This window comes from Dactylosporangium sp. NBC_01737, assembly GCF_035963215.1.
Classification (GTDB): domain Bacteria; phylum Actinomycetota; class Actinomycetes; order Mycobacteriales; family Micromonosporaceae; genus Dactylosporangium.
In genome coordinates, this window is record NZ_CP109153.1 from 10,311,838 (window position 1) to 10,334,246 (window position 22,409).

Below are 22,409 nucleotides of genomic sequence, written 5' to 3' on the forward strand. Positions count from 1 at the left end.
GAAGCTACCACGCCGTCACGCCGGAACAGCTACCACCACAACACTCCCAATTGGCCAGCAGGATCCAGTTGGCGTACAAGACGGAATGGAACGGTGGTCGGCTGCTGACGGCCGACCGCTGGTACCCGTCCAGCAAAACCTGCTCAGGCTGTGGCACGGCGAAAGCCAAGCTGGCCCTGGCCGAGCGTGAATACCACTGCGAGGCGTGCGATCTGGTCATCGACCGCGACCGCAACGCCGCTGCGAATCTGGCCGCGCTGGCGGCCGAGTTCGACACCGCCGGGAGTGGCCCGGTGGCTGGACGTGGAGCCGACCAGAAGACCCGCGTACGCGGGCAGGTGGCTGCGAAGCGTCAACCCGGCACCGCGTCAGCGGACAAGACCGGGACCGTCCCACCGCAAGATGGGACTCTCAATCGGATGCTGGCTAAAGCATCATGAAAGAGAACGGTTTCTCTCCCGGCTCCCGTGCTGAGGGGATCTCGACGGCCAGGCGTGTACCCTCGCCGTGCGGGCTGTTGAGGGTGATGCGGCCGCCGAGTGCCTCGACGCGGTCTTTGAGGCCGAGCAGGCCGGTGCCGTGGGTGAAGTCGGCGCCGCCGACGCCGTCGTCGTGGACCGTGACGCGCAGGATGGTGCCGTCGATGTCGACGGTGACCGTGATGGTCGAGGCGTGCGCGTGTTTCGTGGCGTTGGTCAGTGCTTCGGCGATGACGTAGTAGGCACTGACCTCGACCTGCTCGGGCAGCCGTCCCACGGTGCGGATGCCGAGCTCGACCGGGATCGGTGAGCGGCGGGCGAGGGCGCGCAGGGCCGGGCCGAGTCCGCCCTCGGTGAGGATCGCCGGGTGGATGCCGTGGGCGATCTCGCGGAGTTCGTCCGCGGCGGAGTTGGCTTCGGCGACGGCCTGGTCGAGCTGCTGGCCGAGTGTGTCGAGTTGGGGTGGCACGTCCGCCTGCGCGGCGCGCAGTTGCAGCGCCAGGACGATCAGCCGTTGCTGGGCGCCGTCGTGCAGGTCCCGTTCGATGCGTCGGCGGGTCTGGTCGGCGGTGGCGACGATCCGCGCGCGGGAGGTGGTGAGCTCGGCCCGGCTTTCGGCGTTGGCGATGGCGGTGGCGACGAGTTCGGTGAAGTCGGCCAGTCGTTGTTCGGTGTCCTCACCCAGCCGTTCGTGGCGGGCGGCGGCGCCGATGGCGCCCCAGAGGCGGCCCTCGACCACGATCGGGCTGGCGATCGCGGAGTGGTCTTCGGCGGGGGCGTGCTCGTTCGGGCCGCTCTGGAGCGGGCTGTATACGCGGTGGCGGTGCGCGGCGCGGCCGGTGGCCTGGACCGATGCCATGGCCGAGCGGGGGTCGAGTCTGGTCCGTGTGCCGGGTTCGATGCGCCTGACGCCGAAGCCTCCCATCACTGTCGCGTCGCCGTCCGGCTCGAACCGTACGATGGCCGTGTTGTCGGCGTCGAAGAGCGCGCCGACCTCGTCGGCCACCGCGGCGAAGACGGGGTCCGGACCGGCGCCGCGGGCGACCAGCGTCGCCACCCGCCGCAGTGCTGCCTGCTCGTTGGCGATCCGGCGGAACTCGGCATAGAGGCGGGCGTTGGTAAGGGAGACGGCGAGCTGGCCGGCGATGAGCTTGACGGCGTCGAGTCGTTCGGTGTTGAAGGCGCCGCGGATGAGGCGGTTCTCCAGCAGCAGTACCGCCTGCAGCGCGCCGCGGTTGACGATCGGCACGGCCAGCACTGAGCAGCAGCCGAGGTCGGCGAGGTACGGATCGCGGGCGAACCGGTCGTCGCGGGTGGCGTCGCCCACGACCAGCGGCTCGCGCGCCCGCTGGACGTATCGCAGCACGGACATCGGGATTGCGTGTTCGTGGCCGGTGATGCTGCCCGCGTCGGTGCCGCTCCCGCTCGGTGTCGGCAGCAGCCAGTGCTGCCGGTCGTCGCTCCACAACACCAGCTGTACCTGGGTGGCGCCGGTGATCGCGCCGAGCACCCGGACCAGATCGGCGTGCAGCCCCTCGATGCTGGTCTGCGAGCTCAGCGCCTGCGACGCGGAGAGAATGCCGAGCAGGTCGATCGTCCCGGTCGTGACGGAGGAGCGCCCGTGGTGCGCATCGCCGGGCCGATCGGGTGGTGGCCGCACGGTCGGGTAGGCCCAGTCGAGTTGGTGGACCTTCGCGGTCGCGCCCCACGCGAGGTACTCGTGGCGCGCTTCGAGCAGCAGGTTGTAGCCGGCGTGCTCGATGCCGTGGGCCAGCCAGAAGCGGGCCGTGTACTCGGCGATCAGAGCCCGATGCCACGGGCGGCTGCGCCGGGTCGCCTCGTGCCGTGCGGCGTCGAAGGCGAGGACGGCGGCGTGGAAGTCGCCGACCGCCGACGCCCGCTCGGCCTGGACCAGCCGCAGCAGGTGCAGGAAGTTCGCCGGCGCGTCCGCGGCGCGGTCGGCCAGCCACCGGGTCACCTCGTCCAGTTCCGACAGCAGCGCGCCGCGCTCCCCACCGCGGTTGTCCCGGGCCTGCCCGGCGAGGGCCAGCGCGCGCAGCAGATGGGCCAGGGCGGTCGGATAGAGGCCTGGGGCAGCCGGCAGCAGCGGCATCGCCGCCGCGGTGTGCTGTGCCAGGCCGACCGGATCGCCAAGGACGGCGGCGGCGAGCGCCCGGTTGACGTGCGCGTGGAACAGGGCCAGCGGGTCGGTGGCGTACCGGTCGGGCGCCGCCTCGGCGGCCGCGGGGGAGCACTCGCCGCGCAACACGTCGGCCAGCCATTTGTAGGTGTTGAGCCATTGGCCGGATTGTTCGCTGCCGGTACGCCGCATGAAGGCCAGCCCGGCCTCCACTTCGGCGACGCAGCTGTCCAGCGACGGCGCGCTGTCCAGCAGGCCCACGACGGTCGTGTAGTAGGTGAAGGCACCGTGGGTCAGGTCGCCCCCCGCGACGAGCCCCTCCCGGGCCTGCCGCCCGGCCTCGACACCGTTCTCGAGCGGCTCGAACCAGCAGGACCTGAGCGCGGACAGGAAGCGCACCTGTGAGGTGTCGGGCTCGTAGCCGTGGAACTCGCTCAGCGCCAGGACCCGCTGCAGCACCCGGTACCCGGCGGCGTAGTCCCCGTGCAGCACCGCCACGGTGGCGGCGGCGCCGGCCGGCCCGACGAGGGTGGGACCCGGGCCGTGCTCGAGCCACATCCGCAGCGCCTGCAGGCTCAGCCAGCTGTACGTGTCGTAGTGGGCGGCGAGGTAGGCGGCCGTCAGCACCGCGGTCAGTAGGTGGGTCGCGGCGAGGAGTGTCGGGTCGGTGATTTCCGGGCGAGCCAGTTCGTCTGCGTCCTCGGTACGGTCCAGCCACCGGTACAGATCGTCGAGCCCGGCCGGGAGCGGGTCCGCCGCCGGGACGGTGACGCCGAGCTCGCGCAGCGACCCGAGGCCGAGCTCGATCGCCTCCGCGAGCCGGTTGCGGTGGGTCAGGCTACGGACCTGCACGCACGTCGCGCAGGCACGGTCCATGACGCCGGTGGTCAGGCCCACGATCGCGCGGTACTCCTCGTCCGCCTCCTCCAGGCGCCCCAGGCAGTACAGCGCGGCGTGGCGGCCGGTGCGCACCTCGACGAGCGTGGCGGTCTCACCCGGGTCGACCAGCCGCAGCGCCGCGGCCAGCAGCGCGTTCACCAGAGCATGGTCCCCGATCACCACCGCCTGGCCGGCGGTCCGGCGCAGCAGCCCCACCACCCGACTCCGCTCCGCGGCGTCGTCGACCGCGTCGACCACCGGCAGGTACTGCTCCGCCGCGACCGCGAACAGCTCCGGAATGGCCGCCAGCCGCCGGGCCATCGCCAGCTGCAGCGGACGTCGCCGCCGCGGACCCAACCCGCCCAGGACCACCTCGTGGATCCGGTCGTGGCGGAACCGCACCGCCGGGTGTGTCTCGGGCTCCAGCACCAGCAGGCCATCGTCGAGGGCGGGCACCAGCCGCTGTTCCACCACGTCCTCCGGCACGGCGGTCGCCGTCCGCAGCACGCAAAGCTCAACCCGCCCACCCAGACACGCCATCGTCTCCACCAACTGCCGGGACGCCGGTGGCAGGGCGTGCACCCGCGCTGCGAGCAGCCCGGCGATTTCGGACCGGCCCAGGTGCGCACGCACGGCCGCCGCGTCCCACTGCCACCCGGCGACCGTGACGGTCAGCACGCCGTCGCGGCGCAGCGCGTTGAGCAGCTCCACCGTCTCGTACGGGTTGCCGGACGTGTACGGGTTGATCAGTTCGCCCAGGCCCGCCGCCCTGACCGGGTCCACGTGAAGCATCTCGGCGACCATCGTGATCGTGCCGGACACCGGCAGGTTGACCAGTCGCAGGTGCCGCACTCCCGGCTGCTCCCGCCATCGGGCCAGCGGCGCCGCGAGTGAACGGGCCGCGTCCACGTCGGCTTCGCGATACGCGCTCACCAGCAACAGGCCGTCGATCTGCTCCTCGTTCAGCACGATGTCGATGATGCCCAGCGGCGTGTGCCCCGCCCATTGCAGGTCATCGACGAACATCACCACGGGCCGTTTTCGCGAGGCGACCGCGCGCAACGCATCCACCGTCACCCGCTGCGCCCGCACTTGCGCGGTCAGCGGATCCCCCGGATCGGGCGGTACCCCCAGCAATGCCGCGAACTCCGGTGTCACCGCGGCCAGCAGGCCCGCGTTCGGCCGGACCGCCGCCAGAACCCGTTCGCGCACCTGCGCGAGCTCATCCTCCGGCTCGGCCAGCAACAACCGACCCAACGCCCGGAACACCTGACGGACCGCGTCGAACTCCAGATCCCGCCGATACTGGTCGAACTTGCCCGTCACGAACCAGCCGTCGAAGCGGGTCACCACCGGCCGCAGCTCATCGACCAGCGCCGTCTTCCCCGCCCCCGGCGCCCCTCCGACCAGCACCCCGCGACACCGGCCGGCCAGCGTCTCCTCGAACGCCGACTCCAGCACCGCCACCTCCGCGTCGCGACCCACCAGCCGCGACGGTGGCAGTAGCCGCAGCGGGACGTCGTGCTCGCCGACCCGCAGCCTGGCCGCGGCCCTCGGGCCGATGTCGCGCAACCGCTCCAGGTCGTGGACCACCCCCTCCGCGGTCTGGTACCGGTTGTCCGGTTCCTTCTCCAGCAGATGCATGATGATCCCGGACAGCGGCTCCGGTACGGCCCGGTTCACCTGCGACGGCGGCACCGGCACCCGAGCCAGATGGTCGTGCGTGAGGCGCAACGGATCGCCGAAACCGAACGGCGGCGTACCCGTGGCCAGCTCATACAGGGTCGCGCCCAGCGCGTACAGGTCGGCCCGCTGGTCCACCGACCGGCCGGTACGCCCGGTCTGCTCCGGCGCCAGATACGGCAACGTCCCCACGATCTCGGTGTGATGCGTGAACCTCGGACGAAGCTCGGCCAAGGACGAGGCCAGGTCGAAGTCCCCCAGGTACGGCGCGCCGTCGCGGGAGACCACGATGTTCGTCGGCGCGATGTCCCGGTGCAGCACACCCCGCCGGTGCATCCCCGCCACCGCCCGGGCCAACGCCACCGCCAGCTCGACCAGGTCGTCAACCGCCAGCGGCTTCACCAACTCGGCCAGACACGAGCCACCGACGTCCGCCATCACGACCGACCCCGGCAACCGCGGCGCATCCACCAGCTGCGCAACCCCTTCGACACCGCGCAGCCGCTCGAGGATGGCCACCTCGTGCTGCACCCGCCGCTGCGCATCCGGCCCCAGCGGCTCCTTGCGGACGACCGTGCCGCCCCCGGCCACGGGCACCCGAGTCACCCGCGTGTGTTCGCTCTCGTGCAGAGTGCTAGCCCGAGCCGGCGGACCTTGCCACGCCAGCTCCCGCTCTGCCAGGTCGCCGCCCGGTCCCATCCGACACCTCCGGTACCGGTAGGTCTAGTGCCCTGTTTACACCCATTTGACTGCAACGGCGAGCGACGCCGCGGATGGGCAGGGTGCCGGGCACGGACCGGCGACGAGCACGAGATCGTCGACGAGGCCGGTAACCGCCCCCGGCTGCCGACCGTGTGGGCCGGCTCCGACAGGCCCGGCATCGACGTGCGGACCTGGCCGCGTTCGCCGCGCACCGGCCAGCAGATGGTGCACTGTTTCACGCTCCACCTGCCCGAAGCCGTACCGGCGGCGCGGACCCGATCTGGTCGCCGTCGCGGGTGTTCCAGCGGCAGGACGAACCATGATCACAGCCGACTCGACGCCGTTCTTGCCCGTCTCGGCAAGCACGATCCGTTCGGCCACGCGCTCTGGGAGACGCTGGCCCGGCCCACGCCGACAGCAGTGCGGTCGCGGTTCGTAATCGAACTCGTTGCCCACCTGCACGACTCGCTGACCGACAGCTTCGTGACCGAGCGGGAGGTGTACCAGACCTTCGAGCGGACCGTCTCGATGCTCAGCTCCCGTCGCCGACGGGACGGCAGCGACCGTCCTTCAGCATGTCAACCCGCAGACACGTCCCGGTGGACTCGTTCGCAGCGGTCGACGGCCCCGAGGCGGTGTTGGACGGACCGCGGACGCTGTTGCGAGGCTCCACACCGAACGGCCCGACGCGAGCCCGGCGGACATCACTGCCGAGATCGGCGTGTCCGAGCGGCTTGTCCGCCGGCTCGTGTCCGGGCATCGCCGGTCGGTTGCGACATCCGGCCCGCGCGGCGCGGCGGACACCCAAGCTTGACCTTTATGGACGAGGTTTCGGCACGCACAAGGTCGAGCGGGCACATAGCGTCTTCAGGACGGCCGCGGTGCCCGCCGTCCGCGACGGCTCTGGAGCTCCTCGTCGTCGACTAGCCGAAGCATCGGTTCGCCAGGGACCATAATCATCATCACTACGAGCCGGAGCCACGTCGTTGGCAGGTTGTTGGCAGTTTGGTAGTGGATGACGTCCCCGCCGGGCTCCCAGAACGCCTCGCCGGCCCGGATGACGCGCTCGGGTTCACCCTCCAGTTCAAAGATCATTTCACCTTCGAGCACGTAGCCGTATACCGGACCCGAGTGGCGGTGCGGAGGCGTTCCCGGATCGCCCGGTGGCACCTCGACGAGCACGGTCATCACCTCGGGTGACTCCGGAATGAACGGGGGAGACTGGTCGAGCAGCATCGTCTGCACTGTGAGGTCGTTTCTCATTGTCATCCCAACATCGAGGCTGGCAAACCGTGGCAGGTGATCACCCGCCACCATGCTCACTGGACAGCTGGGGACCGACCACATGCTGGCCGGGTGATTGGGCCGGCCGGTTCGCCGGCTCCCACCGGGCGGTGGCTGTGACCGGACGACCCGGGTCCGCCGGGTCGAGGACCCTCGCAGCACTGACCGCAGCGCCATCCAAGCCAGCTCCAACTGCCCGTGCTGCTCGGCGCGCTCACCGGCGGCCCCGACGGACGTCGCTGGGCCGCGCACTTCGTCCGCGCTGAATCGCACGCTCGCCAGGCTCGCCGCCGCCCGCGCGCCGCACGTCGCCCGGTTACCGTCCGTCCCCGCCGGGCGCCCGTCGAAAGCCAACCCGAACCGCTCAACGCCCACAACCCGGCTGCTGAGGCTCGACGGCCTGGCCGTCGCTGCGGTCGCCGACGGACCGCATGGCCCGGTCGTGGACCTGGTCACCGCCGATGAGCAGGCACGCCGGTGTCCGGAGTGCGGATACCCCTACGCGCGGTCCAAGGGAAGGCGGGTGACCCGGCCACGCGACCTGCCCGTCGGCGGGCGGCCCACCCGGCTGCGGTGGTACAAGCGCCGTTGACGCTGCCGCCTCGGCTTTCGGCCACCTGCCCCCAGTGGCGTTCACGGCCGCCCTGGACTGCCTCGCCGACCTGCCCGCCGCCGACCGACCGGGCCGGGCACCGGCGCGGACGCCGGCCGGCTCGACCTGATGGCCGGTGCTCACGTGCGGGAGAGCAGCCGACGGGTGCGGGCGGGGGCGTCAGCGGGCAGCGTGCCGATGACGTCGGCCAGGCTGACCGCTGCCAGACTGGCTCGCCATGTCTCGTGGGCCGCGCGCATCGTCGTGGCTAGGACGCACGGCTCGGTGCAGTCCTCGGCGGGCAGCGCGCCACGCCCCTGCTGCCTGATCTCCCGGCACTGGTACGGGTCGGCACCGCCGTCGACAGCTTCGATCACGTCCAGCACGGTGATCTGCGACGCGGGCCGGGCTAGCCGGAACCCGCCCCGCGGACCCGTCGTGGCGGTCAGCAACCCCGCCCGGACCAGGTGTGCCAGCTGCTTGGCCAGGTAGGGCGCGGGAACGCCGAAGTGCTCCGCGAACTGGGCGGTGCTCGCCGTGGCCCCGCCGTCCAACTGCGCCAGGGAGGCGGCGCAGTGCAGGACCCACTCGGCACTCTCAGGCAGTTTCACGTGCCCAGTCTAGCCATAACTGCTATTATGGACCTCTTATATCTGCAATATGCAAGGAGCTGCCAAGATGCGAGTAGCCGTCATCGGGGCCACCGGACGGATCGGATCCCTGACCGTCGCCGCCCTGCAACGCGATGGGCACGACGTCGTGCCCATCAGCCGGACCCACGGTGTGGACGTCGTCGCCGGCACCGGCCTCGACGAAGCCCTGGCCGGGGTGGACGCGGTCGTCGACGCCACCAGCACCAACGCCGCGGCCGAGGCCGATGCCGTCGGCTTCTTCACTACCGCCACCGCCAACCTGCTCGCCGCCGAACAGCGAGCCGCGGTCGGCCACCACGTCGTGCTGTCCATCACCGGGGTGCGCGCCGTGCCCGGCAACGCTCATATGGCGGGCAAGCGCGCCCAGGAGGCGGCCGTCGAGGCCGGGCCGATCCCGTACACCATCGTTCCCGCGACGCAGTTCCACGACTTCCCCGCGATGGTCGCCGGCTGGGTCGAACAGGACGGGGTCGCACAGCTGCCGCCGCTGCTGATGCAACCGATCGCCCCCACCGACGTTGCGAACATCCTTGCCCGGGTCGCCGTCGGCGCCCCGCAGGGCCGCCACCGCGACATCGCCGGACCCGAGCCGCATGACCTGATCGACATGGCCCGTCGCACGCTCGCCGCCCAGGGCAGCAGCATCCGGCTCGTGCCGACCTGGCACGGCGGCATCTTCGACGAGACCGCGGCCGGCGACGTCCTGCTGCCCGCGGCCGACGCCGAGATCGCCCCCACCACCTTCGACGAATGGCTGGCCACCCAGCAACGATGAGCGAGCCTGGGGGCGAGACGTTAGTGAAGCGCATGTGCGCCGTCGCGGTCAGCGTCGACCCCTCGTCCAAAGGGCCTGGGGTATCGGCCAGGCCAACATCGGCGCCGACCTCGACTTCCTGCTCGGCTCCAGCGGCGATGAGGTTTCCCGCGAATCCCACTGACGAGGAATCCCGGTGAGCATCCCCCGCACCGCCGTCATTGCCAGCGACACGTGCATCATCAAGTGGACCTGGTGATGCACGTGCGCCGGCCGCGTACCGAGGGCCTTGCCGTCAGCGCTGCCGGGTCAGCATGCCCGGTCGCCACGGGAGCAGGTTGTAGTCGCCGCCCGCGCTGGGGTTCTTGCCCTGGTACAGCAGTTGCAGGTTGCACGGGTCGATGGTCTTGGTCTGGTCGGGGTCAGGTCACCGATGAGGGTCTGGTCGATGACGCCGGTGCTCGAGCCGGTGATGCTCCCGGTGAACAGTGTCTGCGGCGAGGACCAGCCGTTGGCGTTGGTCGGGTCGCTGGAGGTCTTTAGTGAACGCGTCCGGACCCCACTGGTAGGCCAGCACCCCGGTGTTCTTCGGGGCGAAGTAGAACAGCGTCGGCGCCACCGTGCCCTGGCTCATGCCGTTCTGGCTGGCCGAGGCCATGTCGGACCAGCTGGTGAAGAGGCTGAAGTTTCATCGAGCCGTACGAGCCTTCGCTCGAGACGTTCGACGCGTAGACCAGGTGCTTGCCGTTGTACATGACGCTGGTGAAGTCCTTCAGCGACACCCACCCGGACTTCGGGTTGGTCAGGGCGCCGGTCGACGACCAGCGATACGTCGACGGCAGTGAACAGTTCCCGCTCGGGCTGGCGCTCGGGCTGGCGCTGGCCGAGCCGGGCGAGCTCGCCGAACCGCCGACCGGGCCGTTGCAGGCGGTGCCGTTGAGCGCGAAGTCAGTGGGGACCGGGTTCGAGCCGTTCCAGGAGCCGTTGAACCCGAAGGCGGCGTTGCCGTTGGTGGAGCTGCTGTTGCTGTTGTAGCTGGCATTGGTGACTGTGACCTGGGCGCCGGACTGGGCGACCGAGCCGTTCCAGAGCTGCATGACGCTCCGCCCGGCGCCGAACGTCCAGGTGAGGCTCCAGCCGTCGACGGCGTCGGCGTAGTTGGTGACGGTGACATTGGCGTTCAAGCCACCCGGCCAGGAACTGGACACGACGTATTCGACACGGCAGCCGGCGGCCGCCTGAGCGGTGTTCGCGGTCAGCACCGCTTCGGTCCCGGCCACGGTGAGGCCCGCCGTGCAGGCGACCACCACCCAGGACCGCGAGCGCCCGCGACCGGCGCGGCAAAAGTGTTATGTGCGGCACTGCCGTGCGGTCGCGTTTGACAACGTGAAACTTCCATTCCTGGTCGGTTACTCCACCGGTTCCGAAGGAGTTTCGGAATGTGTTGTCTTCGCGTGAGGGCCGTGACAACATCGGCGCGCACGAATCCCCCGTGCGGCATCGCCAGGCGTTGCACCGCGACGTTCAGCGCGACGTGTTCGTGGAAGGAATCGCACGATGTCAAGACGCAGAGGTTCGCTCGTTGCCGTGATCGCGGCGGCGCTCGTCGCGGTCGCGGCCGGGTGGCAGGCCAGCGGCCACGACGCGACCGCGGAGGCGAGTACCAGCGGCACGCTCGCCACCACCGCCGGATGCGGCAAGGCTCCGACCCTCACGAGCGGCACCCGCTCCATCCAGAGCGGCGGCCAGAATCGTACGTACATCCTCAGAATCCCCGACAACTACAACAACAGTCATCCGTACCGGCTGGTCTTCGGACTGCACTGGTTGAACGGCTCCGCCAATGCCGTCGCCTCGGCCGGCTACTACGGGCTGCAGCCGTTGTCGAACAACAGCACCATTTTCGTGGCGCCCCAGGGCATCGACAACGGCTGGGCCAACACCGGCGGCCGTGACCTGACGTTCGTCGACGATCTGACCAGCCTCATCGAGAACGGTCTGTGTGTCGACACCGCCCAGGTGTACGCGATGGGCTGGAGCTACGGCGGCGCGATGAGCTACGCGCTCGCCTGCGCCAGGCCGAACGTCTTCCGCGCGGTCGCGGTGCTGTCCGGCGCGAACCTGAGCGGATGCAACGGCGGCACGCAGCCCGTCGCCTATCTGGGCATCCACGGCACGCACGACAGCGTGCTGAACATCTCGAACGGACGGTCGTTGCGCGACACGTTCGTCAGGAACAACGGGTGTACCGCGCAGAACCCGCCCGAGCCGGGTCAGAACAGCCTCACGCACATCGCCACGAGCTACTCGGGCTGCCGGGCCGGATACCCGGTGCGCTGGATCGCGTTCGACGGAGACCACACACCCAGCCCGGTGGATGGTTCCACCAGCCCCAACGACTCCCGGACCTGGACGTCCGGGGAGGCCTGGCGGTTCTTCACGCAGTTCGAGAGCACCACGCCGCCGAGCTCGACCCCGCCGAGCTCGCCGTCCTCGTCGCCGTCGACCCCGGCATCATCCTCGCCGCCCCCGCCGTCCGGTGCCAAGCGCATCGTCGGCGCGCAGTCGGGTCGGTGCGTCGACGTGCCGAACTCCTCGCACAACAACGGCACCCGCGTGCAGCTGTACGACTGCCACAGCGGGACGAACCAGCAGTGGACGCTCACGTCCAGCCGGCAGCTGACCGTCTACGGCAACATGTGCCTGGACGCCGCAGGGTCCGGCAACGGCGCGGCCGTGCAGATCTACAGCTGCAACGGCCAGGCCAACCAGCAGTGGAACGTCAACAGCAACGGCACCATCACCGGCGTGCAGTCCGGGCGCTGCCTCGACGTCTGGGGCACCGGCAACGGCCAGCAGATCCAGCTCTACGACTGCAACGGCCAGGCCAACCAACGCTTCAGCCTCAACTGACCCGCCATGTCGCCGGTGGTCGAACGGCCACCGGCGGCATCTTCAACGGCAACGGCGACGACTACGTCACCGCGGCCGACCGGTACGGCTTCATCATCGTGCTGCCCGAGGCGACGCGCAGCGGCAACTGCTTCGACGTGTCGACGCCGGCGGCCCTGCGACGTAACGGCGGCAGCGACTCCACCGGCATCATGTCGATGGTCGCCTACGCCCGCGCGAACCACCCGATCGACGCCTCGCAGCAGCGACAACGCCTTACGTCCACCGTCCGCGGCCGCGCGGGGCATGAAAGGTACATGCGCGACCCGATCTATCGAATATATGAACGTATCGATATTGACGATTGACATCATACGGCCTGCGTTTGCGCGGGTCCGACCGATCGGAGGAGTCACGTGAGTCGCCGCATTGCCGCAACGCTCGTCCTCGCCGCCGCACTCCTATTCAGCCAGGCCTGTTCCGGCGGGTCCGATGACGGATCCGCATCGTCCGGGTCGAACACCTTCGAGTTCTGGTCCTTCACGGGCATCAACCAGAAGTCCGACGTCGACCGCTACACCAAGGCGCACCCGGAGACGAACATCAAGCTGACGGAGGTCGGCAGCACGAGCGAGACCGCACAGGCGCTCACCGCCGCCCTTGCCGGCGGCAAGGTGCCCGACCTCGTGCTGATCCAGGGCGATGACCTGCCCAAGTTCATGTCGTCCGTGGACAACTTCGTCGACCTCAACACGCTGGGGGCCGACAAGATGAAGGGCGACTACCTCGACTGGGTCATCAGCCAGTCGACCGCCAAGGACGGCAAGATCATCGGCATCCCGACGGATGTGGGCGGCCTGGCCGTCGCCTACCGGACCGACCTGTTCAAGGCGGCAGGCCTGCCGACCGACCGGGACGAGGTCTCGAAGCTCTGGCCCACCTGGGACGCGTTCATCGGGGTCGGCCAGCGGTACGTGCAGGCGACCGGCAAGGCGTTCCTGGACAACGCGCCGACGAGCGTCTACTTCCAGGCCATCAACCAGGGCAACGAGCGCTACTACAACAACGCCGACCACAAGGTCTCCTACAAGACGAACCCGCAGGTGAAGACGGCGTTCGACGTCACGCTCAAGGCAATCGCGGCCAACATCAGCGCGAAGCAGGGCTCGTTCTCCTCGGGCTGGACCGCCGGCATGGGCAAGGGTGACTTCGCCGTCGTGTCCGCGCCGTCGTGGATGCTCGGTTCGATCCGGACGAACGCCCCCGGCACGGCCGGCAAATGGGACGTGGCCGCGATCCCCGGCGACGCCGGTAACTGGGGCGGCAGCTTCCTGGCCATCCCGAAGCGGGCGAAGAACCCGAAGGCCGCCTGGAAGTACATCACCGAGACGCAGTCGCCGGCCGGGCAGCTCGATCACTTCCTGCTCACCGGGGCGCTGCCGACCACGCCGTCGGTCTACGCGGACCCCAAGCTGGTGGCGCAGACCGACCCGTTCTTCTCCGGCGCCCCGATCGGCAAGATCTACACGGACTCCGTGACCAGGCTCAAGCCGTTCTACATCGGACCTGAGGACGGCACGATCGGCACCGAGTTCCTCAATCTCCTGACGAGCGTCGAGCAGGGGAAGGTCCCGCCTGACAAGGCCTGGTCGACCGCCATGACGAACGTCGAGAACGCCATCCGCGGCTGAACGGACGGGCCGGTGGGCGGTGGACGGTGTCGTCCGGCCGCCGCCCGCCGGGAAAGGGTGATCGCTGTGCCGACCATGCTCAGACCGACCGAGGCGGCGACCGCGCCGGCCGACCCGCCCAGGACCAGAGCCGTGCACCTGGGGGTACGGGAGCGGCTGGCGCCGTACGCCTTCGTGGCCCCCTTCTTCCTGCTCTTCGCCGTCTTCGGCCTGTTCCCGCTGCTGTTCACCTTCTATGTCGCCCTGTTCGACTGGGATCCCATCGGGGAACACACCTTCGTCGGGCTCGACAACTTCTCCCGGTTGCTCGACGATCCGCGCTTCTGGGGCGCGCTGCGTAACACGTTCAGCATCTGGGTGCTGTCGACCGTCCCGCAGCTGCTGCTCGCGCTCGCGGTGGCGCACGTGCTCAACCACGCGCGGTTGCGGGCCTCGGCGTTCTTCCGGATGTCGGTGCTGGTCCCGTACATCACCTCGGTCGCGGCCACCACCATCGTCTTCGCCCAGCTCTTCGACCGCGACTACGGCCTGCTCAACTGGCTGCTCGAGCTGCTGGGCCTCCAGCACGTCGAGTTCACCGCCTCCGTCTTCGGAAGCCATCTCATGATCGCCACGATGGTGATGTGGCGCTGGACGGGCTACAACACCCTGCTCTATCTCGCCGCGCTGCAGGCGGTGCCGCGCGACGTCTACGAGGCCGCCGCGGTGGACGGGGCCAGCGGCTGGCGGCAGTTCCGCCACATCACGATCCCCTCGCTGCGGCCGATCATCGTGTTCACCGTGGTCACCTCCACGATCGGCGGCCTGCAGGTCTTCACGGAGCCGCTGCTGGTCAGCCCCGGCTCCCTGACCTGCGGGGCGGCCCGGCAATGCCAGACCCTCACCCTGTTCCTGTACGAGCAGGGTTTCGGCCGCTTCCACTTCGGCTACGGCTCGGCGATCGGGGTCGCGCTGTTCGTCATGGTCGTCGTCGTGGCCACGATCAACTACCTGCTCATCACTCGGATCCGCTCGGAGCGCCCATGACCACCACGTCGCAGTCCACCCCGCGGCCGGCCGGGGCGACCGAGCCGCGCCCGCACCGCCACCGGCGCATCAGCCGGGTCCCGTGGTGGACGTACGGCCTCCTCGGCGTCATGACCCTGGGCTCCGTCTTCCCGCTGTACTGGATGTTCGTGGTGTCGACCACCGACTCGGCCGCGGCGACGAGCCTTCCGCCGCGCGTGGTCCCCGGCGGCAACTTCCTGCACCTGGCCGGGCTGGTCTTCGACATCGTGCCGTTCCTGCAGGCCATGCTCAACAGCCTCGTCGTCGCCACCGTCATCGGCGCCGGCCAGGCCCTGCTGTGCGCGCTGGCCGGCTTCGCGTTCGCCAAGCTCTCGTTCCGGGGGCGCGACACCCTGTTCCTCATCGTCGTGCTGACCATGACCGTCCCTACGCAGCTGTCGGTCATCCCGCAGTACCTCATCATCTCGGAGCTCGGCTGGGTGGACTCCCTGACCGCCCTGATCGTGCCCGGGCTGATGAGCGCGTTCGGCATCTTCTGGATGCGCCAACACATCGCCCACGCCATCAGCGACGAGCTGCTCCAGGCCGCGCGCGTCGACGGCGCGACGACCTGGCAGATCTTCTGGCGCGTCGCCTTCCCCCTGGTCCGGCCCGCGGCGTTCGTCCTGGGCCTGTTCGGGTTCGTCACCGCCTGGAACGACTTCCTGTGGCCGTTCATCGTGCTGAAGTCGCCGGATCGGTACACCATCCAGATCGCCATCAAGGCCCTGCAGAGCAGCCGGGACATCGACCTCGGCCTGGCCATGTCGGGCTCGTTCCTGGCGACGCTGCCGCTGCTGGTGCTGTTCGTGTTCGTCGGGCGGCGCCTGGTCAGCGGGATCATGGAAGGCGCGTTCAAGGGATGACCGACGGTGCCGGCCACGCCGTCAGTGGCGCGGGGCGCGTGATCCTGCCGCCGGTCCTGCGTTCGGGCGTCGCCACGGGGGCCGGCGTCCGGCTCGTCACCGACCATCCCGCCCTCGACGTCACCGGTGGCCGGATCGCCGGCCGGGCCACGGACCCCGTGACCGCCGTCATCCAGGTCGTGCCGGCGGCCGCCGACGGCCGCTCCGCCGAGCCGGAGGCGTTCGCGGTCACCGTGCTGCCGGCGGCCGCACCGGCGCTGCTGGCCGGCACCCGACGCCCGGACCCCGACCCGGACGTGTACCCGCCGCGCCTCGCCCTCGGCCTGCACCTGACCCTGGTGTCGGCCGAGGGCGCCGTCACCCGCCTCAACGACGGCCGCGCCGTGCTCTTCCCGCGCTCGGTGCCCACCGGGCACCTGGACGTGCGCCGGGTCCGCACGCTGCACGAACCCTGGGTGTTCGCGACGCCCGACGGGTACTCGGTCGTCGCCTCACCCGGCCGGCGCGACGGCTCGCCCGAGCCGGCCGCCGACTCCTCGGTGCTGGTGTTCCGGTCGGCCGACCTCATCCACTACGAGGAGATCGGGCTCGTCCCGGTGTCCGTCGGGGGAGGCGTGCGACGGCCGCGCGGGGTGTACGACAGCGCCCGCGCCGAGTACGTCCTGTGGTGGCGCGACGACGCGGGCCGGGACTGGTCCGCGCGGTCGGCGACGGTGCCCGGGCCGTGGGGCCCCGCGACACCGGGCGCGCCCGCCGTGCCGGGCATACCGGTGCCGGAACCGGCCGGCTCCGACGTCCCGGCCTGCGCCCTGCCGCTGACCGAGGAGGCCGCCGAGCGGCTCCGGCGCCGCTTCGGACGCATCCGCAACGTGGCCGCCGAAGTGCCGCCGCTGCTCGTCACGGCGGGCGAGCCGGCGCGCGACCTGCCGTGGGCGGAGCTGACGTACGACGACGGCTCGACCGCCCGGCGCCCGGTCGACTGGGACCCGGCCGGCCTGGCCGGTGTCGACTGGGGCACGCCCGGCGAGTACGTCGTCGCGGGCACGGTTCGCCAGCGCGTCTACCCGTTCCCGTTCGTCGTGGACCGGGCCGACCCGACGGTCCTCGCCCATGGCGGGCGGTGGTACCTCATCGCCACCGACGACCCCGGCGGCGACTGCGTGTCGACGACCGGCCTGCTGATCCGTACCGCCGACAGCATCGCCGGGCTCGCCACCGCGGCCGACCACGCGATCCTCGGCGTCGGGGCGGCCGGGATCGCCGGCTGCTTCTGGGCCCCGGAGCTGCACGTGTTCGGCGGCCGGCTGCACTGCTTCTTCGCCCCGTGCGTCGGGGCGGCGGACTGGAAACGGGTCCAGTGCCACGTGATGCGGCTGCGCGAAGGCGGGAACCCGGCGGTCGCCGCCGACTGGGAGCCGCCGCGCCCAGTCCGGCAGGCGGACGGGTCGCCGCTGCAGCTCGACGCCGAACACCCCGGGCTCAGCCTCGACATGACCTGCTTCGAGGACGCCGGGCGCCGCTATGTCGTCTGGTCGCAGCGGTACATCACCGACCGCATCGGCGACGCCGAGCTCTGGATCGCCACGATCGACCCGGCCGACCCCTGGCGCCTGACCAGCGACCCGGTCCGCCTCGTCGGCCCCGGGTACGGATGGGACGACGACGTCGCCGAGGGCCCGTTCCTGGTGCGCCATGGGGACCGCCTCGTGCTGACCTACTCCGGCTCGGCCGTCGGGCCGACCTACGCCGCCGGCGCGCTCGAGGCGACCGGCGGCGCCGACCTGCTCGACCCGGGCGTCTGGACCCGGACCCACGCGCCGGTCCTGGGCACCGGCGGCCACTTCGGCCACTGGGGACCGGGCCACAACACGTTCGGCCACGACGAGGACGGGCTGGAGATCGTCGCCTTCCACGCGCATCCCACGATCGCCACCCGCGGGCGGTGCACGGCGCTGCGGCGCACGCACTGGGCCGCCGACGGGCACCTGGTCCTCGACCAGCGCCCCGACGAGGAGGTCGCGCCCCACCTGCGCGAGGTCCGGGCGGTGGTGCGCGTGGCACCACCGCCCGGCTCCTGACCCGCCGGCCTCAGCCGCGCAGGCTCCACTGCTGGTTGGTGCCGCCGTGGCAGTCCCACAGCTGGGCCTGCGTGCCGTTGGCGGTCGACGCCCGCCGATGTCGATGCACCGGCCGGACGACCCGCCCACGATCGTGGCCCTCGTCCGCCGCTGCTGCCCGGCCGGCGCACGAGCCACTTCGACTAGGCCGAGCGGTTGCCCTGGGCATCCACCACGAACAGCCGCTAGTCCCCCGCGGTCGTCGGCACGGCGATGGACGTCGAGGTGCCGGCGGCGCTGGAAGCCGGCGGCAAGGCGGGCGTAGGTGTCACCGTTGCGCAGGTGGGCCAGGGCGAGCAACGCCTGCCGTGCGGGATCGAGGCGCCGCCACCGGGATCGATGCTGGTTGCGATGACGGCGGATGCGGGCGGCCAGGTGGTTCAGGGTTCGGCTGGACAGCGGGATTGCGGCGGGGTAAGACAGCACAGCGAGGCTCCCGGTTGGGGCATCGGATCTTGGTCGACTGCTGTCTTACCTGGAGCCTCGCCCTCATCGATCTCCGGGGCCGCCGCACACCCTCCGAGCTGCAACATCAGCTTGGAGGGTCGGGAGCTGGCGCGGTGCGTGTGCGTGGCGGTAGGTCCGGCAGTCTTCGTGTTCCTGTGGTTTCCCGTCAGGGTGCCCCACTGCCGTGACCGTGGCCCGGTCAGCTCCGTTTCCAACTCCCGCCCGTCAAGTGAAGTGGGCCGCCGGCGAGGTGCCTGTGGTTCAGGTCCTTTTCCGTCGGCCTCTTCCCGAACCGCGCGGGTCACTTTCGCAACACGCGGCTCTCCAGTGGTCGGTTCCGGGTGGATGCACTGGTCCGACCGGCGTGGATGTCCTCGTGGCAGGTGCGGCAGACGACCAGGGTCTTGCGTCGTCGTTTGGCCATGAGGTAGATCCAGGCGGGCTTGTCGGGTCGGTCAGGGCGGTTGAGATCGGCGAGTTTGCGGATGTGGTGGACCTCGATGTCGGTCCGCGAATCGCAGATCTCGCAGCCTCCCGCAAGGAGTCGGTGGATCAGCTCGTTGCGTTTGGTGCTGGCCATGATCGGTGACAGGTCGGACAGGACCGCTGTGCGTTGGCGTTTGAGCGGGATGCCGCCGAATTGGGCGACCAGTGGCTTCCTGCCTCGGTCCCGGTGGACGACGACCTGGAAACAGGTCCGTTTCCCCGAAGGGGTGTCGATGATCGTCTTGTACTTGGCGGCCATCGTGTTGACGGTGGACCGGTGTTTCCCGGCGAGGGTCTTGAGCATCGAGGTCTCGGTGACCCAGCGCAGGGTGTCCAGGCGGAACACGTCCTGGGCAAGGAGGTAGTACTGGACCAGTCCGCGGTACTCGGAGGCGTACTTCGCCACGATGGTGAAGTCGTCGTCGTGGAGGAGCGCACCTCGTTGGGCTGGTTTCCCGTGGCTCATGTAGCGGGCGCATCGCTGCCTGATGACGTCGCGGGGCACGAATAGGCCGATTTTCGCGTTGACCGACCGGCGTCCGGCCGTGATCTTCGCGTCGGCGTGTTGGGTTTTGATCTCGTAGCCGAGGAACCGTGCCGCCTGGCTGGTGGCATGGGTGATCAACGTCTTGGCTGGCGACAACTCCAGCTTGAGGTCGTCGCGGAGGAACCGCGCGATCTTCGACTTGATCTGTTCGGCTTCGTGCCTCGGTCCGGCGAACCCCAGCAGCCAGTCGTCGCAGTACCGCACATACCGTAGGCGCCGATACTCCGGATCGTTCGGGTCCTGGCTGGGCAACCGGCGGCGTTGCTGCTTGAGCATTCGCACCGCCCGCCGGTCACCGCGCCGGGTGGCCCGCTCGACCGCGTTGTCGACGTCCCGGTATGCCTCGTTGCGTCGCCGTTTGCTGCCGTGGTTGTACTCAGGTAGCAGAGTCTGTTCGACGAACTGGTCGAAGCGGTCCAGGTAGATGTTGGAGAGTACTGGTGATGCGACCCCGCCCTGCGGCGCGCCGCTGAGCGTGGCGTGCCACCGCCAGTCCTCCAGATATCCGGCCTGGAGCATGTTCGAAATCAACCGCAGGAACCGGCCATCGTGGATCTTCTCCGTCAGGACCGCGGTCATCACCTGATGATCCAGCGACCCGAAACAGTCGGAGATGTCTCCCTCGATGAACCAGTGCGTTCCGGACCAGACGTTGACCACCTCGTTCAACGCGGTGTGGCAGCCGCGTCCGGGCCGGAACCCGTGGGACCGGTCGGAGAACTGGACGTCGTAGTACGCCTCCAACAGCAGGCGCACCACCTCGGCGACCAGTTTGTCCGACCAGGTCGGCAACCCCAACGGGCGCGTCTTCCCGTTCTTCTTCGGGATGTGCACGCGTTTGACCGGCCGCCATCGGTAACGCTCACGACGTAACACGTCGATGATCGCCCCGATTTTGGCTTGGGACATGCCGTCCACGGTCTCCGGCGTGACCCCGGGCGTCATCGCACCCGTGTTGGTGTAGATGCGTCCGTAGGCCAGCAGGAACAGCTGCGGGTTGAACAGTTGTCGATACAGTCTCTCGAGCGGCAGGCCACGCCTGCCGCGTTCCCGGATGACGTTCAGCACCGTTGCGGCATCTCGCATGCGGGGAGATCACCCCGCCTTGCGGGGTGCCGGTCACTTCCCGACGAACCAGGCCCTGTTCCATGACTCCTGCGCGCAGCATCACCCGCAGCAGCTTCAACAGCGCCTGGTCACAGACGCGTTCCTCAACCGCCTGCATCAACTCCTGGTGCGGTATCGCCGAAAAGCAGTTGGCGATATCCGTCTCGACCACCCACCGCCTGCCCCGCGCGGACTCCTCGATGAGGACCTGCAAGGCATCGTGCGCCGAACGCCTCGGGCGGAACCCGAAACTGCACGGCAGCATGCCCGCTTCGAAGACCGGCTCGAGCACGATCTTCACCGCGGCCTGCACGATCCGGTCACGCACCGCAGGGATCGACAGCGGTCGCAGCTCACTGCCGCCGGGCTTCGGAATGAACACCCGCCGCGTCGGCAACGGCCGGTAGCTGCCGTCCCGCAGTTCATCGGCCAGGTCGTCCAGCAGCCGGCCAACGCCGTCCTGCTCGACCTGATCCAAGGTGGTCTTGTCGATGCCCGGAGCGCCGTCGTTGCGGCGCACCGCGACCCACGCCCGCCACAAGACGTCCCTGCGCAGGACCTTGTCTCGCAGCGCGTGGAACCGACGTCCGGGATCGGCCTTGGCCGCCCGGTAAAGCACATGCTGCAAGGCACGGACCGGATCAACGATCGATCCACCAGCGGCGGGACTAGCCAAAACGGCACTCACCGGGCCCCTCCTCCACGTCATGCGCATCGACGAAGCAGCGGTCCTTCCCTCACCGACGGTTCTGTTGTCCGCTCGGCTCGATCGGTACTACGACCGCCTCCGACGCCCTCCCGGCTGATCGTTCACTTCCCGAGGCCATCGGTTATAGAACGCCACGCTTCCGGTGACATCAGCGCAGACCACCGGGCCGGGGAGGGCCTCCCCAGTTCCCGCCGTCACTATCTGAACGTTCCGCGCCCCATACGCCGGACAGTCCCTCACGGCTGCAATCCAGGTGCTCCACCGCTTCCATGGCCTTCACCCCGATTTCGAAGGGCTCGGCACTGCCTGGTGCCACCCTCACAGGCAGCTGAGTAACGACGCCGCAGGCTTCGCTTCACGCTACGGACCGCTCAATCGCTCCCCCATCAGGGCTTTCGACACTGGGCTCCGACCCGGCCCGTTTCCAGACCAAGCCGCCAGCCTGCTACCGGGCCTCCTGGCAGTTACCCGGACCGGACTTCCACCGGCAAGCGACGACGAGCTTACGAACAAAGATCAACCACCTACACGGCCAACCTCCACTCTGCTGGGCGCACGAAAATGGCTCACGGGTTCACCGCGCCGCCCGATCAGGTAACGCAACGGCGCCGACTTGAGAGCTTCACCGCTCACCGCTCAAGTCTGCTCGATCTTGCCCTCGGCCAATGCAACAGTGCCCCCATACCGATCTTCGCCGGTCTATTGCAATTTTCGCCATTTGCCAAAATCATTCGAAACGATCATTCAGGCCGCCCGTAACGGGACGGCGAGGCTCGGATGCTGGCGGTAGCGTAACCCGAAACACCCACCACGAATCGGGGGACAAAATGGTGCGAAAACTGCTGTCTGCACTGCTCATCGGTGGACTCGTCGGTGTCTTTGCGACCGTTTCTCCGGCAAGCGCGTCGCCGGATCAGTGGTCGCCGACATCGAAGTCCCGCACCGCCGACGGAAAGCCTTTCATTGCACCCGACAAGAATGCGCTTGGAAGCCGCGGGGGTGTGTCACCGGCACTGGCGCCCGGCTGCTACGGCCAGACCGATCAGCCGCATTCCTCCAGCCACGTCAACGGTTCGATCAACGTCGTCGCCCGCACCGTGTGCTCCGGGCTCGGGGTTCACGTCGACGTGACGCTCTACCGCAGCCGGTGGTACGGGTGGGAGCAGCGCGGCTACGGCTCGAAGGACGGCTACAACTCCGTCAGTACGAATGCCGCCGAGAGCGCGGCGGACTGCGATGGCACGCACGACTACCTCGCGAACTCCTATCACGAGGCGAGCGACAGCTCATACGCGTACACGTCGAACTCGGCGAACGGGTTGACGTGCTGACGC

The 22,409-nt window shown here is 69.6% G+C and carries 16 protein-coding genes and 2 pseudogenes; 10 read left to right on the forward strand and 8 right to left on the reverse strand.

Features of this window, described 5'->3' with window-relative positions; translation table 11 throughout:
- Positions 1-68 precede the first annotated feature (68 nt).
- A complete protein-coding gene (locus OHA72_RS47360; RefSeq protein WP_327002664.1) occupies positions 69-440 on the forward strand; it encodes a zinc ribbon domain-containing protein in 372 nt (123 codons plus the stop codon).
- On the opposite strand, the gene OHA72_RS47365 is transcribed toward OHA72_RS47360, so the two are convergent.
- Positions 427-5,778, reverse strand: coding sequence for an AAA family ATPase (locus tag OHA72_RS47365; protein WP_327002665.1), 5,352 nt, complete (start codon positions 5,776-5,778; stop codon positions 427-429). The genes OHA72_RS47360 and OHA72_RS47365 overlap by 14 nt on opposite strands.
- A gap of 972 nt (positions 5,779-6,750) precedes the next feature.
- Entirely contained in the window at positions 6,751-7,119 is a 369-nt protein-coding gene (locus OHA72_RS47370) for a cupin domain-containing protein (protein ID WP_327002666.1), read from the reverse strand.
- Between the two features lie 571 nt (positions 7,120-7,690).
- Between OHA72_RS47370 and OHA72_RS65200 the strand changes: the two genes are divergently transcribed.
- Entirely contained in the window at positions 7,691-7,759 is a 69-nt protein-coding gene (locus OHA72_RS65200) for a hypothetical protein (RefSeq protein WP_442788773.1), read from the forward strand.
- A 140-nt stretch (positions 7,760-7,899) separates the two neighbouring features.
- Here the strand turns inward: OHA72_RS65200 and OHA72_RS47375 are convergent, their stop codons facing one another.
- Positions 7,900-8,370 (reverse strand): RrF2 family transcriptional regulator, encoded by a 471-nt coding sequence (locus OHA72_RS47375; RefSeq protein WP_327002667.1) that lies wholly within the window; start codon positions 8,368-8,370, stop codon positions 7,900-7,902.
- Between the two features lie 67 nt (positions 8,371-8,437).
- Here OHA72_RS47375 and OHA72_RS47380 point away from each other — a divergent pair, with 67 nt between their 5' ends.
- Entirely contained in the window at positions 8,438-9,187 is a 750-nt protein-coding gene (locus OHA72_RS47380; RefSeq protein WP_327002668.1) for an SDR family oxidoreductase, read from the forward strand.
- Positions 9,188-9,592: 405 nt separating this feature from the next.
- Here OHA72_RS47380 and OHA72_RS47385 read toward each other — a convergent pair.
- Positions 9,593-10,476, reverse strand: a pseudogene (locus OHA72_RS47385) (non-reducing end alpha-L-arabinofuranosidase family hydrolase); the annotation flags it as partial.
- A 247-nt stretch (positions 10,477-10,723) separates the two neighbouring features.
- On the opposite strand from OHA72_RS47385, the gene OHA72_RS47390 reads away from it, so the two are divergent.
- The 6 genes from OHA72_RS47390 (at position 10,724) to OHA72_RS47415 (ending at position 17,740) form a co-directional block, all read left to right on the forward strand.
- Positions 10,724-12,079: a ricin-type beta-trefoil lectin domain protein gene (locus OHA72_RS47390; protein ID WP_327002669.1), complete on the forward strand. Its 1,356-nt coding sequence runs from the start codon at positions 10,724-10,726 to the stop codon at positions 12,077-12,079.
- 98 nt (positions 12,080-12,177) lie between these two features.
- Entirely contained in the window at positions 12,178-12,426 is a 249-nt protein-coding gene (locus tag OHA72_RS47395) for a hypothetical protein (protein WP_327002670.1), read from the forward strand.
- A 48-nt stretch (positions 12,427-12,474) separates the two neighbouring features.
- Entirely contained in the window at positions 12,475-13,749 is a 1,275-nt protein-coding gene (locus OHA72_RS47400) for an ABC transporter substrate-binding protein (RefSeq protein WP_327002671.1), read from the forward strand.
- 75 nt (positions 13,750-13,824) lie between these two features.
- Complete coding sequence (locus OHA72_RS47405) at positions 13,825-14,775, forward strand: carbohydrate ABC transporter permease (RefSeq protein WP_327002672.1); 951 nt, start codon at positions 13,825-13,827, stop codon at positions 14,773-14,775.
- Complete coding sequence (locus tag OHA72_RS47410) at positions 14,772-15,662, forward strand: carbohydrate ABC transporter permease (RefSeq protein WP_327002673.1); 891 nt, start codon at positions 14,772-14,774, stop codon at positions 15,660-15,662. Before OHA72_RS47405 ends, OHA72_RS47410 begins: the two co-directional genes overlap by 4 nt.
- Positions 15,659-17,740, forward strand: coding sequence for a family 43 glycosylhydrolase (locus OHA72_RS47415; protein ID WP_327002674.1), 2,082 nt, complete (start codon positions 15,659-15,661; stop codon positions 17,738-17,740). The genes OHA72_RS47410 and OHA72_RS47415 overlap by 4 nt, the downstream gene beginning before the upstream one ends.
- A 10-nt stretch (positions 17,741-17,750) precedes the next feature.
- Here the strand turns inward: OHA72_RS47415 and OHA72_RS47420 are convergent, their stop codons facing one another.
- The 4 genes and pseudogenes from OHA72_RS47420 to OHA72_RS47435 all read right to left on the reverse strand — a co-directional run bounded on the left by OHA72_RS47420 (position 17,751) and on the right by OHA72_RS47435 (position 21,054).
- The gene (locus OHA72_RS47420; protein ID WP_327002675.1) at positions 17,751-17,849 is read right to left on the reverse strand and encodes an RICIN domain-containing protein; all 99 of its coding nucleotides are present in this window, start codon (positions 17,847-17,849) and stop codon (positions 17,751-17,753) included.
- 167 nt (positions 17,850-18,016) lie between these two features.
- A pseudogene (locus OHA72_RS47425) lies at positions 18,017-18,205 on the reverse strand (transposase family protein); the annotation flags it as partial.
- 322 nt (positions 18,206-18,527) lie between these two features.
- The gene (locus tag OHA72_RS47430; protein WP_327002676.1) at positions 18,528-20,168 is read right to left on the reverse strand and encodes a reverse transcriptase/maturase family protein; all 1,641 of its coding nucleotides are present in this window, start codon (positions 20,166-20,168) and stop codon (positions 18,528-18,530) included.
- Positions 20,122-21,054, reverse strand: coding sequence for a reverse transcriptase domain-containing protein (locus tag OHA72_RS47435; protein WP_327002677.1), 933 nt, complete (start codon positions 21,052-21,054; stop codon positions 20,122-20,124). The genes OHA72_RS47430 and OHA72_RS47435 overlap by 47 nt, the downstream gene beginning before the upstream one ends.
- A gap of 851 nt (positions 21,055-21,905) precedes the next feature.
- Here OHA72_RS47435 and OHA72_RS47440 point away from each other — a divergent pair.
- Positions 21,906-22,406, forward strand: coding sequence for a hypothetical protein (locus OHA72_RS47440; RefSeq protein WP_327002678.1), 501 nt, complete (start codon positions 21,906-21,908; stop codon positions 22,404-22,406).
- Positions 22,407-22,409 lie beyond the last annotated feature (3 nt).

Excerpts from the sequence above, each read along its gene's own strand:
- OHA72_RS47370 (WP_327002666.1), bottom strand. The coding sequence starts at position 7,119 with ATGCTGCTCGACCAGTCTCCCCCGTTCATTCCGGAGTCACCCGAGGTG.
- OHA72_RS47380 (WP_327002668.1), top strand. The coding sequence starts at position 8,438 with ATGCGAGTAGCCGTCATCGGGGCCACCGGACGGATCGGATCCCTGACC.
- OHA72_RS47390 (WP_327002669.1), top strand. The coding sequence starts at position 10,724 with ATGTCAAGACGCAGAGGTTCGCTCGTTGCCGTGATCGCGGCGGCGCTC.
- OHA72_RS47405 (WP_327002672.1), top strand. The coding sequence starts at position 13,825 with ATGCTCAGACCGACCGAGGCGGCGACCGCGCCGGCCGACCCGCCCAGG.
- OHA72_RS47410 (WP_327002673.1), top strand. The coding sequence starts at position 14,772 with ATGACCACCACGTCGCAGTCCACCCCGCGGCCGGCCGGGGCGACCGAG.
- OHA72_RS47415 (WP_327002674.1), top strand. The coding sequence starts at position 15,659 with ATGACCGACGGTGCCGGCCACGCCGTCAGTGGCGCGGGGCGCGTGATC.
- OHA72_RS47430 (WP_327002676.1), bottom strand. The coding sequence starts at position 20,168 with ATGTCCCAAGCCAAAATCGGGGCGATCATCGACGTGTTACGTCGTGAG.